We start from the raw sequence: 14397 nt of genomic DNA on the forward strand, positions 1-14397 counted from the left end.
TGGTTATATTCGACTATGCCGATAAAAGGTGCAGACTATCGTCACTTGCGATCACTTTTGCGCACTAAATAGTCACCCAGGCTTTGGAAACCTTGAACCATCACCACCAGTATAACGACGGTAATTAACATAATGGTGGGGTTGAAGCGGTTGTAGCCATAGCGAATTCCTAAATCGCCAAGGCCACCGCCACCTACGGCGCCCGCCATGGCAGAGTAACTGACCAGCGTCACCAACGTAATCGTCAACCCTGTGATAATGCCTCCCCTTGCCTCTGGAATCAGCACCTTGGTAATGATCTGCCAAGGCGTTGCACCCATTGATTGAGCAGACTCAATAAGCCCCGGGGATATCTCGTTAAGCGCACCTTCGATTAGCCGAGCCACAAATGGAATGGCTGCTATGGTTAGCGGTACCGAGGCGGCATTAATGCCAATAGAGGTGCCTACTAGCATGCGTGTGAACGGGATAATCGCCACCATCAAAATGATGAATGGAATTGAGCGGCCAATATTGGTAACAATTCCTAGCACTTGATTAAGTGCAGGCATCGCTAATATCTGGCGAGGGCGAGTCACGTAAAGCATGACGCCAAGTGGCAGGCCGAGCAGAGTGGCGATCACGCCTGAAATGGCCACCATGTAAAGTGTATCCAGCGTGGCTTGTAAAATAAGATCAAACATTGCGCTGGACATGACCAAGTACCTCTACCTGTAGTTTATGTGCTTCTAAATAAGCCATTGCTTCCTGAGTTTGTGCGGGGCTGCCGAGCAGCTCAGCAATCATTAGCCCTAACGTGCGGTCTTGAATGGATTCGACCTTTGCCTGGAGTATGCTGACATCAACGCTACACTCTCGCGCTAAGCGTGAAATAAGGGGCGTCGAAACGGCATCACCAGAAAACGTTAGCCGAACGACGGGGTGAGTATGTTCGCTCGGTGTATCGCTTAAGCGCTCGATTAGTTCTTTAGGTGGGCTTAGCTGCAAAAAGTCATTTAAGAATTCCCTACCTAGCTGCGTGATAGGCGCAGTGAAGAAATCGCCAACTTCAGCATCTTCTACTAGTTCACCATCAGAGATGAGGCTTACGCGGTGGCAAATAGATTTCACAACTTCCATTTCGTGAGTGATCAACAAAATGGTAATGCCAAGCTGCTGATTAATTTCTCTCAACAGCTCAAGAATCGAGCTGGTGGTTTGAGGGTCTAGTGCTGAAGTGGCTTCATCGCATAGTAATACGTTGGGTTTGCTAGCCAATGCGCGGGCGATGGCGACACGCTGCTTTTGGCCACCAGAAAGCTGGGCTGGGTATTGTTTGGCTTTGTCGGACAAGCCCACCAGCTTAAGCAGCGGCAGTACGCGATCCTTTATAGCACTGCGGCTTTCGCCCATTAATTCAAGGGGGAGTGCCACATTATCGAATACAGTACGCGTTGTCAGCAGATTGAAATGCTGGAAAATCATTCCAATGCGGTGTCGGGCACGGTTTAATTCGCCGCGACTGAGGCGGGTCATTTCCTGGCCATCGACGGATACGCTTCCAGTGCTTGGTCGTTCAAGCAGGTTAACGCAACGGATGAGGGTTGATTTACCTGCGCCCGAAAGGCCAATAACGCCGTGAATAGTACCTTTAGGAATCGTTAAATTGACATCTTTTAGGGCATGAACGGCACTATTGCCAGTGCCATAAGTTTTACTAACGTTGCTAATTTCAATCATAGCGTCTGCCTTAACGGTAGGCCGAAGACGGAGTGCGAGGGAGCAAGCGTAGGGCGGGAAATAAAAAAAGGCCACCCTTGTGGGTGGCCATCAACGCTGGACACACCCTTTTAGCTGCACTTCACTAAGCCATTGGCTTAGTAGACGCCCGCAATCTGGGTACAAATCGGCGTCATTACATTTGCGGCGAAAGTCTAAAGAGTGGTGGGTGTCTTGTCAATTAGTGCCGTTCTATTTCATCTTTTAATGCGACGATTTAGGTTTGTTTCCTGGGTAATTGCTATTTTTTAGTGTTTAGTTCTGCCGAGTAATTATCCAGCCGCCTGTTATCAGAAAAAACCGTTTCAACGTTTGTATCAAGGCTTCTGGCTGCACAAGGGCTGGGTATTAGTAGTAAGCTTGCACAAAATTTTAGTATCTGTTTTTACTTTAATGCGTTGAGAAAGAGGGTGTAGCAATATGTTTACTGGCATTGTGCAAGGCGTGGCTGAGGTCGTCGCTGTTAAAGAGCTGGAAGAGTTTCGCACCCATGTAGTTGCATTGCCGGAAGCGTTGCGCGAAGGGCTCACTATTGGTGCGTCGGTAGCCCATAATGGCGTTTGCCTGACGGTAACCGCGATAGAAGATGGGAATGTCAGTTTTGATCTGATGCGTGAAACATTGCGTTTGACAAATCTTGGTGCAATTGCACCAGGTCAGTGCGTCAACATAGAGCGTGCGGCGCGTTTTGGTGATGAAATTGGTGGGCACTCCATGTCTGGCCACATTATCTGTATGGCCAATGTGGTGGCGATAGAAGAGGCGCCTAACAATCGTCGGCTTTGGTTTTCACTGCCTGAGAAAGTCGCTAAGTTTGTATTCGAGAAAGGGTACATTGGTGTTGATGGGATTAGCTTAACGGTAGGTGACGTAAGACCCGCGGGCGATGGTGCCGGGGTTGAGTTCAGTGTCAATCTGATACCGGAGACGTTGGCGCGCACGGTTTTAAAAGATCGGTTACTAGGTGACAGAGTCAATATCGAAATTGATCCACAAACTCAAGTGATTGTTGAAACAGTTGAGCGCGTGTTAGCGAGTCGTCTTTAATCGTGTTTTTTGTCTTACCGTTGACCGATCGGTTAGCTCATGGCCTGAAGTTTGCTATTCATAATAGAAGGTGGGTGACTTCCCACCAACGCTAGCGGCACACGGGGCACTCGCAACGCGTAGAGCCTTTAGGTAGTATGTGCGGCTTTTCTCGCATCAAGGGACGCATTCAGCGTAAGCGCGAAGGATAAAAACGACATGAAACTTCTGGACAATTACTTCAAGCTCACCGAGCAAAAGACCAATGTAAAGACCGAGGTGATCGCGGGGTTCACCACGTTTCTTACGATGGCTTATATCATTTTCGTCAACCCGAGCATTCTCTCGGAAGCGGGAATGGACTACGGCGCAGTATTTGTTGCTACCTGTGTCGCTGCTGCCATCGGATGTTTTGTCATGGGGCTTTGGGCAAACTATCCAATTGCGCAAGCACCGGGTATGGGGCTGAATGCTTTCTTTACCTACGGTGTGGTGTTGGGAATGGGCTATACCTGGGAGGCGGCATTGGGGGCTGTCTTCTTCTCCGGCCTGACATTTTTCCTGCTAAGTATTTTTAAAATCCGCGAGTGGATCATTAATTCTATCCCGCTCTCATTGCGCTTGGGCATTGCCGCGGGTATTGGCTTGTTTCTGGCGATGATAGCCCTTAAAAATGCCGGGATTGTGGTCGCTAACCCAGCCACCTATGTGGCACTTGGTGACCTATCTCAGCCACCCGCACTTTATGCCTTATTGGGCTTTTTTGTTATTACGGCGCTTTCCTACCTGCGCGTGACCGGTGCAGTAATGATCGGTATTTTGGGTGTCACGATTCTTGCGATGCTGTTCGGACATAATCAGTATGGCGGTATTATGTCGATGCCTCCTTCGATTGCGCCTACCTTTATGGCAATGGATCTAATGGGCGCACTGGATGTGGCCATGCTAAGCGTTATTTTTGCCTTCTTGTTTGTGGATCTGTTTGATACCTCAGGCACGTTAGTAGGTGTGGCACATCGTGGCAAACTGTTGGATGAAAATGGCAAGCTGCCGCGCATTGGCCGCGCTATGATGGCAGACAGTACTGCGTCTATGGCGGGTGCTGCATTGGGTACTTCGACAACGACTAGTTATATCGAATCAACCGCAGGTATCGCTTCTGGTGGTCGTACGGGTCTAACGGCGGTTGTCGTCGGTTTGCTGTTTTTGATTAGCCTTTTCTTTGCGCCGTTAGCAGGCTCTATTCCTGCCTATGCGACAGCAGGGGCGCTGCTTTACGTGGCCGTTTTAATGGCGGGTAGCTTAGCCCACGCAAACTGGGAAGACCCAACTGATGCTGCGCCAGTACTAATCGCTGCCTTGGCTATGCCACTGACCTTCTCAATTGCCGAGGGAATTGCGCTTGGTTTTATTAGCTACGTGGCGATCAAAGCGCTGTCGGGACGGTTCAGCGATTTGAACCCCGCCGTCATAACGCTGGCGCTACTGTTTGCAGCAAAATTTCTTTTCCTGGGTTAATTACCCGCTTTATCATTTAATCAATGAGAGACGCGATGAGCATCTACGGCGACTACATTAAGTCCGTTATTCGCACGGTTCCTGACTGGCCAGAGCAGGGCGTAAATTTTCGTGATATCACACCGCTTCTGCAGAATAGTGCTGCCTTTCGTAAGCTGATTGATAGCTTTGTGCATCGCTACCAGGAAATGAACTTAGATGCCATCGCGGCTATCGATGCCCGTGGCTTCATTATCGGTGCGCCCTTAGCTTACGAGTTAGGCTGCAGTTTTGTTCCCGTTCGCAAGAAGGGAAAACTGCCATTCAAGACGATTAGTGAGACTTATACGCTTGAGTACGGCCACTCTGAAGTTGAGCTTCATTCTGATGCTTTTCAGGAAAATGACCGTATCCTGCTGATGGATGACCTAATTGCCACTGGCGGTACTATGCTTGCAGCAGCGAATCTAATTCAACGCTCTGGTGGGCACGTGGTGGAAACCGCAACTATTATTGATCTGCCTGAGCTAGGCGGTTCCCAGAAAATTCGCGATGCTGGTTATAGCGTATTCGCGGTATGTTCATTCACCGAAGACGAGTAACGCCTCTTATGAGCAGCGAACGCTATCATCAGCACTTCACCATTTCCTGGGATCAACTGCACCGCGATGTGCGTCAACTTTGTCATCAGCTAATTGAGCGAGACTTCAAAGGGATCGTCGCGATTACCCGTGGTGGATTAATACCTGCAGCGCTTATCGCCCGTGAGCTCAATATTCGCTTGATCGATACCGTTTGTATCAAAAGCTATGATCATATGGACCAAGGCGGTTTAGACATCATGAAGGGCGTTGACCATGATGGTGATGGTTGGCTCTTGGTTGATGATCTGGTGGATACCGGTAAAACCGCCCGAGCCGTTCGTGAAATGCTGCCTAAGGCGCATTTTGTGACAATGTATGCCAAGCCAGAAGGGCGCCCTCTGGTTGACCAATACCTTACCGAAGTGGCCCAGCAGTGTTGGATCCAATTCCCTTGGGATATGGGCATTGCTTATGTTGAGCCGCTGGCGGATCAACTGAAGAAGTAATATGGCTAACCCGCTACCCGACGATTGGAATCAATGGCTTGGGCAAGAGTTTCAGGCTGACTATATGTCAGCCCTGAAAACATTTTTGGCCCAAGAAAAATCAGCCAAGAAAGTTATCTACCCGCACTCATCACATTGGTTTCGCGCTTTTGAGCTGACGCCTTTGGCCTCTGTGAAAGTCGTTATTCTAGGGCAAGACCCTTATCACGGCCCAAACCAGGCTCATGGGTTGTGCTTTTCGGTGCAGCCGAGTATTCAAGTGCCTCCCTCGTTGATCAATATTTATAAAGAATTAGCTGCTGATGTGGGGTTTACACCCGTGCGTCACGGCTTTTTGGAATCTTGGGCAACACAGGGGGTGCTGCTGCTCAACACCGCATTAACGGTTGAACAGGGTAATGCCGCTTCTCATCGTGGTAAGGGGTGGGAGCACTTTACCGACTGTGCGATTGATACCGTCAGTCGGCATGCTGAACCGTGCGTTTTCTTGTTGTGGGGCAGTCATGCGCGCCAGAAAAAAGTCCTGATTGATCAGTCACGCCATTTGGTGTTGGAATCCCCGCATCCTTCGCCACTCTCTGCACATCGAGGCTTTTTTGGTAATCACCACTTTTCCCGGGCTAATCAGTTTTTAACTGAGCATGGGCGCTCTCCGATTGAGTGGCAATTACCGGAAACCCCTTAACCTACTGGTCAGTTGCGGGTAGAATGGCGCGCAATTTTGTAAGCTTGTCGATGCGACCTAGGTCGCCATCCTGAATCCCATGCCGCGAGGAAGTCCCATGAGTGTTTACGCCATTAATCATCCGCTTGTTCAACATAAGCTGGGACTGCTGCGCGAAGCTGATTTGAGCACCAAGAGCTTCCGAGAGCTAGCAGGTGAAGTGGCTAAGCTTCTGACCTATGAAGCAACAAAAGGGCTAGAGCTTGAGGATCATGAGATTCAAGGCTGGAACAACGAGCCTATCGCGACGCGCCGCTTAAAAGGAAAAAAAGTAACGGTTGTGCCAATTCTGCGAGCCGGTTTAGGCATGCTAGAGGGCGTAACTGACCTAATTCCTAGCGCACGCGTCAGTGTAGTGGGTCTTTATCGGGATGAAGAGACTCTTCAGCCAGTGCCTTATTTCGCCAAGTTCGCCAATGATATTGAAGAGCGCATGGCGCTTGTCATTGACCCTATGCTTGCGACCGGTGGCTCAATGGTTGCGACGCTAGATATGTTACGTGAGCGTGGTTGTGAACATATGAAAGTCATCGTACTGGTAGCTGCCCCTGAGGGCATTAAGCGAGTTCAGGACGCGTATCCAGATGTTGAGATTTACACAGCATCCGTTGACGACCGGCTAGACGAGAACGGTTATATCGTCCCTGGTTTGGGAGATGCAGGCGATAAGATCTTCGGGACGCGCTAAGCACTCCGACTAACAATGCCCCTTACGCTTCGCGTTGGGGGCATTTTTTTGGCTAACCACCGACAACGAAAACATTGGAAACGTTTAGATGAGACATTCAGCAAGTCATGAATCTTGGCCCAAAATGCTGCTGACAGGTGCACAAATGCTCTTCGTGGCCTTTGGTGCACTGATATTGGTTCCATTGTTGACTGGGCTAGACCCCAGTGTCGCTTTATTTACCGCGGGTATTGGTACGCTGGTGTTTCACGGAATTACCAAACAGACGGTGCCGGTTTTCTTGGCGTCATCATTTGCGTTCATTGCCCCAATTCAAGGCTCGATTGCAAGCTTTGGCGTATCAGCCACGCTAGGAGGCTTAATGGCAGCAGGGGTGGTGTACGTTGCCATTTCTCAAGCAGTGCGTGTTAAAGGCACGGCTTGGTTGCACAAGCTGTTACCGCCAGTCGTGGTCGGGCCAGTTATTATGGTGATTGGTTTAGCGTTGGCGCCAGTCGCTGTCAGTATGGCAACAGGAGAAACAAGCGATAACATTGGTTATGGTCAAGCGGTCTTCCTTTCCATGGCCAGTTTGTTGGTGACGCTTATGCTGGCTGTTTTCGGACGTGGTATTTTACGTCTGGTGCCGATTATGGGCGGCATTGCAGTCGGGTATGGCTTAGCGCTTGTTATGGGGGTTGTTGATTTTACCCCCGTGCGTGACGCTGCTTGGCTGTCAGTGCCCAGCTTTACCGCGCCGAGCTTTCACTGGGCGGCTATTTTGTTCATGATTCCTGTCGCGATTGCTCCCGCGGTTGAGCATATCGGTGACATGGTGGCGATAGGCTCGGTGACACGTAAAAATTATTTAGAGAAGCCAGGTCTGCATCGCACCTTGTTAGGCGATGGGTTGGCGACAATAGCGGCTGCGCTGTTTGGTGGTCCTCCCAATACTACTTATTCAGAAGTAACCGGTGCGGTGACGCTAACCAAGGCATTCAACCCCATGTACATGATCATCGCCGCGGTGATTGCGATTGTCCTGGCCTTTGTGGGTAAACTGGGCGCGCTACTACAAACTATTCCTGGTCCTGTGATGGGCGGTATTATGACCTTGCTGTTTGGTTCGATTGCGGTGGTGGGTATGAACACGCTGGTGCGTGCAGGTCAATCATTAACCGCGGCGCGCAATCTCGTGGTGGTTTCATTAATTCTAGTATTTGGGATAGGTGGAATGCAGTTTGGAGGTGGTCAATTCACTCTCCAGGGCGTTAGCTTAGCGGCATTAGTTGGCATTGCGCTAAACTGGCTGTTACCCGCTGAAAAAGAGGACGAATAGCCTTTGCATCATCACCATCGGTTGGTCATTGGGAGTCGTTAATGGAAGAGGTAATTGATAGTCCATTTCCTGTGCTAGGCATTGCCGCCTGGAGCGGTACCGGAAAGACGACCCTGTTGGCGCAGCTTCTACCTCGCCTGCGTGAAGCGGGGCTCAGGGTGGGCGTAATAAAGCATGCTCACCATAGCTTTGATGTCGATCAGCCAGGAAAAGATAGTTATAAACTTCGTCAAGCTGGCGCTGCACCGATGTTGATTGCATCCCGAGAGCGTTTTGCCATGATGCAAGAGACACCTGGCCAAGAAGAACCAGATCTTGATTACCTCTTGTCACTGATGATTACCCAGGCACCAGATCTGGTCATTGTGGAAGGCTTTAAGGCGTGGCCAATTCCTAAGCTAGTCCTGTACCGTGCAGGAATTGGAGATGTTTCCATTGTCAGTGGCGACTGGGTAAAGGCGGTAGCGTCAAGTGATCCGTTCCCCCCATCAATTCGCCCGTCAGTTAAGCGGCTGGACCTCAATAATGTTGAAGCGATCACTGAGTGGGTAATCGAATGGATGAGTGCTCAACCCAATGCTGTGGCTATCTAAATTGGCAGCTTCAACAGCAGTTTTATAACACCGTGGCTTGATTAAAAAGGTAACGATATGCAGCTAACTCACCTCAATACACACGGCGAAGCCAATATGGTCGATGTCGGAGATAAGCGAGAGACCCGCCGTGAGGCGGTTGCGTCTGGGCGTATCGTTATGCAGCCTAAAACGTTGCAACTGTTGAGTGATGGCGAGTTGCCCAAGGGAGATGTACTGGCGACCGCCCGTATTGCGGGTATTCAAGCGGCTAAGCGTACGCATGACTTAATTCCGTTGTGCCATTCATTAGCGCTTTCAAAAGTCTCAGTGGACTTCGATATTGATCACGCTAACGGTTGTGTTCATGTCTCTGCACTGTGCCGCCTTAATGGGCAGACAGGGGTGGAAATGGAAGCTCTGACGGCCGTGTCGGTGGCTTGTCTAACGCTTTACGATATGTGTAAAGCGGTGGACAAAGACATGCGCATTGACGCTATTCAGCTGGAAAGTAAGCGAGGAGGGGTTCGTGGCGACTATCAACGAGGTGTGCCAGAGCCCATTGTGACTGGCGGTGGCGTTGCGGGAGAAGTCAGCTTAGGTGAGCGATGTGCATCCCCCTGTGTGCGTGTTAAATTTCTTGCTGAGTTGCGTGAGCGGGTGGAAGAAAGTGACCTTGCCATTGGGCTTGATCAGCTTGCAAGCCGAGATGTGGCGGGGTTAAAAGCGGCGTTAAGTACTAGGGATGCTCGCTTTAACGTGTTGTCAGAGCAGCGCACGCTGTGTGCGATTAACCAAGTGATGGCAAACGACAATGCGCGTCTTACTGATGAGGATGAAGTGGCCTTCTTTCCTCCAGTGACGGGAGGTTGATCAGATGGCAGATCTTACAGAGACTGAATTTGATATTGCCGTTAGGGTTCAAGAAGAACCATTTAGCATGGATGATGGCTATGAAAGTGCGCTTCGCAGGCGTACCGATATCGGCGCTATTGTCACTTTCACAGGGTTGGTACGTGACTTTAATGAAACCCCTGATGTTATCGGGCTTACTCTTGAACACTACCCCGGGATGACCGAGCGCACATTAACGCAGATTGGTCAGCAGGCTTATCAGCGTTGGGAGTTACAGGCCGTGCGGATTATTCATCGCATTGGGGAGTTGACGCCGGGAGACCCTATTGTGCGGGTGCTGGTGGCCAGTGCTCATCGCCGCGATGCTTTCCAAGCCTGTGATTTTATTATGGATTTTTTAAAAACCCAGGCGCCGTTTTGGAAGAAAGAGCACTCTCGCCAGGGCGCTTACTGGGTAAAAGAACGACACACTGATCAGCAGGCGGCAGAGCGCTGGTAAATGATATTACCAATGGCTTTAACTATCGCTAATGGCTTCTGAAGAGGGCATTTCGGTTGCCATTATTTGCAAATGTACGTCCGGCATGTGCTGAAGATGATTGGCTAACCAGTAGATTAGCCTTGGCTGAAGCGCTTGGCGCAAGTCGGCAAGCGTCTCTGCTTCTATTTCTTTAAGCTGATCATCCAGCCATTCACTGAAACTATCTTCGTCGAGTGGGCTGGTGCCGCTGGCATCCAGCATCAAGCGGCCAATGCGGCACCAGCCATTGTCAGTAGCTGTAACAGGAAGTGCGAGGAATAAGCTTCCACGTCGCGATGAGTGAGAGCCAGTGTCAAGCCCCGGGTGGGGCACGACGCTGTTCTGATTAACGATGCAGGGCGGTTGGGGATAGCGAGTTTCGCAGTGTAACCCTAGATTGTCGAACATCAGCATGTCGCCATTTACTGGTGCGAGCGGGGCATTAATGCCGAGGCTGCTAGCAATTTCCTGGTGGGCCGCTTGATGGCGTGCCTCTCCATGAACCGGCAGCAATGTTTTTGGCCGAACCCATTGATAAAGCTTTCTCAGCTCATCTTCGGCGGGATGCCCGGTAGCGTGTAATTCTGGATGGTTCATTTCATCGAAAATTGTCACCCCAAGCTGCGCTAGGCGTTTTTTAAGTTGTTCTATAGGGCGCTCATTGCCTGGTATGGCTTTAGCAGAAAAAATAATGCTATCACTTGGTTCTAAATCCACAAAAGGGTGCCTTCGCTGCGCTAAACGCTGTAGCGCGGCACGCGGTTCGCCTTGGCTGCCCGTGGCAATGATCACCACCTCTTCTGGCGGCAGGTAGCCTAAATCATGGGGCGGCACTAGCGGCGGAAAGTCGTCTAGATATCCAAGGCCTTTCGCGACACTTACCATACGTTCCATTGAGCGGCCCATCAGGCTGACGCGCCGGCCGCACTGTTGGGCAGCAATTCCAATCGCTAATACGCGGGCGAGATTACTCGCAAAACAAGATACAACCACGCGGCCTTTGCACTGCTTCAAGGTGTGAGCGAGTGCTTTTGCAACATCACCTTCACTGCCTGAATGACCGGGCATCGGGGCGTTAGTAGAGTCGCCTACGACTAAGTCGATAGGCGCAAGCGCGCGAAATTGAGCTGCATCAATGGGTGAGCCGATGAGCGGGTTGGGGTCTAGTTTCCAATCCCCTGTGTGTAGCACGCGATAGTCGCCTGCCTGCATGAGAATTGAGCAGCTTTCAGGAATCGAATGGGTAACCGAAAGGTAACGCAGCGTGAAGGGGCCAAGTTCCATTGCATCCCCCGGTTCTACGACGTTTATAGCGGCGCTACTAAGCTGATGCTCTGCGAATTTATGGCGCAACAAGCCTGCGGCTAACGGCGTTGCAAAAATGGGGCAGTTCCACTTGGGCCAGAGCCACGCAACGGCACCAATATGATCTTCATGGCCGTGGGTAATGTAGAGCGCCTTTGGGGTGATGTTTAGCGCTGTTAACGTATCTGTATTGGGCACCTGCAACGGGGAATTGGGTAGATCTTGGCGAATCATCATGCCGCAGTCGACGGCGATCCACTCATCGTCGTATCCATAGAGCGTAAGGTTCATTCCAATTTCACCACACCCACCTAGCGGCAGTAGGCGCAGGGGAGGACGACGGCGGGGACGAAGTTGAACGCGTGGTGGATGCATCAGTAATGAAAAGCCTAAAAAGTAAGACCTTAACTATACGGGAAGGCGGGGGCGGGTAACAATCATCATGGCACTCACCTGCAATGCTTACTTGATGAGCATAAGGTACACTATTTCGTCTATATACCGTTTCCCTACCGCTGGTAGGTGCTTGTCGATCGTGCCGTTAAAATATGTCAAGAGTGTTTATTTATGTCTCATTATTACCGTTTGGTGGTGTCTTGCCCTGATCAAGTGGGCATTGTGGCGCGTGTCTCAAGCTTTATTGCTCAGCAGGGTGGATCTATTACCGAAGCCAGCCAGCATTCTGATCTAGAGACTGGTCGATTTTTCATGCGATATGAAATTCTGGCAGATTCCCTAGGTATGTCAGCAGAGGCGCTACGTAGCGCGTTTGAGCCAGTGGCAGAGGCCTTTCACATGCAGTGGTCGCTGGTTGATACTCAAAAACGCAGGCGTGTGGTGCTGATGGTGTCGCGGGAGTCTCACTGTCTGGTTGATTTGCTTTACCGTTGGCAAGCAGGGGAGCTGGACTGCGACATTGTTGGGGTTATTTCAAACCATGAAGATATGCGGTCACTCACTGAATGGTATGGCATTCCTTACCATCATGTGCCAGTAGACCCTGAAAATAAGCAAGCTGCTTTCGAGCAGGTTCAGGCGCAAATTGATAGTGCACGAGCGGACTGTGTTGTGTTGGCGCGTTACATGCAGATTTTGCCGCCTTCACTCTGTTCGCGTTATGCAGGACGGGTGATTAACATCCACCATAGTTTCTTACCCTCTTTTGCTGGTGCTAAGCCCTATCATCAAGCTTACCAGCGAGGCGTTAAGCTAATCGGTGCTACCTGTCACTATGTCACTGAAGAGCTGGATGCTGGGCCGATTATTGAACAAGATATTCATCGGGTCAGTCATTGCCATACGCCAACGGATCTCGTGCGTTTCGGGCGCGATGTCGAAAAAGCGGTATTGGCGCGTGGTTTACGATGGCATCTAGAAGACCGAGTATTAATCCATGGCAATAAGACTGTGGTGTTCAGCTAATCATGCTATTTAGTTAATCAGACTTTTTAATCAATTCAGATTTACAGCTGGCTAGTCGTTAGCTGAGGGTAGATAGGGGCATCCATGTCTTTCGCGCAAAGTGTTTTAGCTCCCTGGGCATTGTTGCTGACGTGGTTGGTATCGTTTAGCGTGCTCGCGTGGATGATATGGCTGCGCCCATGGCGATCACTGATAGACGATGTGGCGCTTCAGCATCGGTGGTTAGCCGCGACGCTTGCCGTGATGCTGATGTGGCAACTGCGTGCTCAGGCAGTCGATTGGTTAACCCTGCACTTAGTATTCACTGTCCTGATGACGTTGGTATTTAAAGTGCCGCTCGCATTAATTAGCAATGTGCTGATTAATGTTGCGATGTCAGCCGTTGGGCGCAACGAATGGGCGTTACTAGGCGCTAATGTGTTGGTAACCGGCATTGTGCCTGCGGTCGTTGCTGGTCTGGTATGGCGGTTTGTAGACCGACGTCTGCCTGATAATTTGATGGTCTTTCTTTTCGTATGCGGTTTTTTTGGCGCTGCGCTGGCAACATTGGGTGGAGGATTATCGGCTGTCTTGCTAATCATGGTGGCGGGTACCGACTCTGAAGCTGTGTACTTAGCCCAAGAGTATGCGCGCTTCTTACCCCTGTTAATGCCCTCCGAGGCTTTTATCACAGGGATGTTACTCAGTATTTTGCTGGTGTATCACCCGAGTTGGGTAGCTACGTTTAATGATCGTCGCTATATAGACTCTCAGTAACATTGCGATAGCCGGTGAGTATCTCTATCGAGTGCCTCACCGGTATTTACACTTACTCGCTTATCCCAGTGCTTGGCCGTTACCGCCACGTATGACACCAACGCCCACTCCTTCGATATCTAACTGCTGGGTGCGTAGATCAATTTCTATGGGCGCAAAGTCACTGTTTTCTGCAATTAGTGTCACCGTATGGCCCTGTCGTTTAAAGCGCTTTACGGTCACTTCATCTTCTAGCCTTGCTACCACAATCTGGCCATCTCGAACTCGATCGGTGCGATGTACGGCAAGAAGGTCACCTTCCAGTATGCCAACATCCTTCATTGATAAGCCCCGCACCCGAAGAAGGTAATCCGCTTTGGGAGTAAAGTATTCGGCGGGTAGAGGGCAATAACGATCAATGTGTTCCGCTGCTAAAATCGGACTTCCTGCGGCCACCTCTCCGATGACCGGTAAGCCATTTGGTAGTGGTTCTACATTGGTTGCGGGCGCCGTTGTCGAAACGTCACTTACATCCTGCGGTTCCTGATTAGGTAGTCGAATTCCGCGCGAGGTATTACGGATAATGCGGATGGCACCTTTGCGCTCAAGCGCTCTTAAATGTTCTTCAGCAGCGTTAGGAGAACGAAATCCGAGTGCTTTGGCGATTTCTGCGCGGGTCGGCGGGTAGCCAAATTCAGCCATTGTTTTAACAATAAAATCAAAAACATGCTGCTGACGAGCAGTCAGTGGACGCGACATAACAAACTCCAAAAAATTGAACAAGACAGTGGCTACATGTCGGCTTAAACAGTATGTGGTTAAGTATACAGTATGTTGCTCTGTCCAGTACATGCAAGAGAGCCCCGCAATGCCGGTCGCTATGGAAG

Annotated in this window: 16 protein-coding genes; 12 read left to right on the forward strand and 4 right to left on the reverse strand. The window is 50.4% G+C overall.

The window, feature by feature from the left end; all coding sequences use genetic code 11:
- Positions 1–41: 41 nt before the first annotated feature.
- Both B6A39_RS08015 and B6A39_RS08020 read right to left on the reverse strand, forming a co-directional pair.
- On the reverse strand, positions 42–695 hold the full coding sequence (locus B6A39_RS08015) for a methionine ABC transporter permease (protein ID WP_038483760.1): 654 nt from the start codon (positions 693–695) through the stop codon (positions 42–44).
- On the reverse strand, positions 676–1719 hold the full coding sequence (locus B6A39_RS08020) for a methionine ABC transporter ATP-binding protein (RefSeq protein ID WP_083003613.1): 1044 nt from the start codon (positions 1717–1719) through the stop codon (positions 676–678). The genes B6A39_RS08015 and B6A39_RS08020 overlap by 20 nt, the downstream gene beginning before the upstream one ends.
- A 459-nt stretch (positions 1720–2178) precedes the next feature.
- Between B6A39_RS08020 and B6A39_RS08025 the strand changes: the two genes are divergently transcribed.
- From B6A39_RS08025 to moaE, 10 genes are all read left to right on the forward strand, one after another.
- A complete protein-coding gene (locus B6A39_RS08025; protein ID WP_039869192.1) occupies positions 2179–2805 on the forward strand; it encodes a riboflavin synthase in 627 nt (208 codons plus the stop codon).
- A 198-nt stretch (positions 2806–3003) separates the two neighbouring features.
- Positions 3004–4302 (forward strand): NCS2 family permease, encoded by a 1299-nt coding sequence (locus B6A39_RS08030; protein WP_083003617.1) that lies wholly within the window; start codon positions 3004–3006, stop codon positions 4300–4302.
- Positions 4303–4337: 35 nt separating this feature from the next.
- Positions 4338–4883, forward strand: a complete 546-nt coding sequence (locus B6A39_RS08035; protein ID WP_083003621.1) for an adenine phosphoribosyltransferase — start codon at positions 4338–4340, stop codon at positions 4881–4883.
- 8 nt (positions 4884–4891) lie between these two features.
- Positions 4892–5371, forward strand: a complete 480-nt coding sequence (gene gpt, locus B6A39_RS08040; protein ID WP_009723428.1) for a xanthine phosphoribosyltransferase — start codon at positions 4892–4894, stop codon at positions 5369–5371.
- A gap of 1 nt (position 5372) precedes the next feature.
- Positions 5373–6056, forward strand: a complete 684-nt coding sequence (ung, locus tag B6A39_RS08045; protein ID WP_083003625.1) for a uracil-DNA glycosylase — start codon at positions 5373–5375, stop codon at positions 6054–6056.
- 97 nt (positions 6057–6153) lie between these two features.
- Positions 6154–6783: a uracil phosphoribosyltransferase gene (gene upp / locus B6A39_RS08050; protein WP_009723426.1), complete on the forward strand. Its 630-nt coding sequence runs from the start codon at positions 6154–6156 to the stop codon at positions 6781–6783.
- Positions 6784–6871: 88 nt separating this feature from the next.
- Positions 6872–8101, forward strand: coding sequence for a uracil-xanthine permease family protein (locus B6A39_RS08055; protein WP_083003628.1), 1230 nt, complete (start codon positions 6872–6874; stop codon positions 8099–8101).
- Between the two features lie 41 nt (positions 8102–8142).
- Complete coding sequence (mobB, locus tag B6A39_RS08060) at positions 8143–8694, forward strand: molybdopterin-guanine dinucleotide biosynthesis protein B (protein ID WP_083003630.1); 552 nt, start codon at positions 8143–8145, stop codon at positions 8692–8694.
- Between the two features lie 57 nt (positions 8695–8751).
- Positions 8752–9546: a cyclic pyranopterin monophosphate synthase MoaC gene (gene moaC / locus B6A39_RS08065; protein WP_083003633.1), complete on the forward strand. Its 795-nt coding sequence runs from the start codon at positions 8752–8754 to the stop codon at positions 9544–9546.
- A gap of 4 nt (positions 9547–9550) precedes the next feature.
- Positions 9551–10027 (forward strand): molybdopterin synthase catalytic subunit MoaE, encoded by a 477-nt coding sequence (moaE, locus tag B6A39_RS08070; RefSeq protein ID WP_083003637.1) that lies wholly within the window; start codon positions 9551–9553, stop codon positions 10025–10027.
- An 18-nt stretch (positions 10028–10045) separates the two neighbouring features.
- Here the strand turns inward: moaE and B6A39_RS08075 are convergent, their stop codons facing one another.
- Positions 10046–11644, reverse strand: coding sequence for a ribonuclease J (locus tag B6A39_RS08075; protein ID WP_083003640.1), 1599 nt, complete (start codon positions 11642–11644; stop codon positions 10046–10048).
- A 276-nt stretch (positions 11645–11920) separates the two neighbouring features.
- Here B6A39_RS08075 and purU point away from each other — a divergent pair, with 276 nt between their 5' ends.
- Positions 11921–12775: a formyltetrahydrofolate deformylase gene (gene purU / locus B6A39_RS08080; RefSeq protein WP_083003645.1), complete on the forward strand. Its 855-nt coding sequence runs from the start codon at positions 11921–11923 to the stop codon at positions 12773–12775.
- 84 nt (positions 12776–12859) lie between these two features.
- Entirely contained in the window at positions 12860–13531 is a 672-nt protein-coding gene (locus tag B6A39_RS08085) for an energy-coupling factor ABC transporter permease (protein WP_083003649.1), read from the forward strand.
- A 60-nt stretch (positions 13532–13591) separates the two neighbouring features.
- On the opposite strand, the gene lexA is transcribed toward B6A39_RS08085, so the two are convergent.
- Positions 13592–14269, reverse strand: a complete 678-nt coding sequence (gene lexA / locus B6A39_RS08090; RefSeq protein WP_083003652.1) for a transcriptional repressor LexA — start codon at positions 14267–14269, stop codon at positions 13592–13594.
- Positions 14270–14397 lie beyond the last annotated feature (128 nt).

The organism is Halomonas sp. GT (assembly GCF_002082565.1).
GTDB lineage: Bacteria > Pseudomonadota > Gammaproteobacteria > Pseudomonadales > Halomonadaceae > Vreelandella.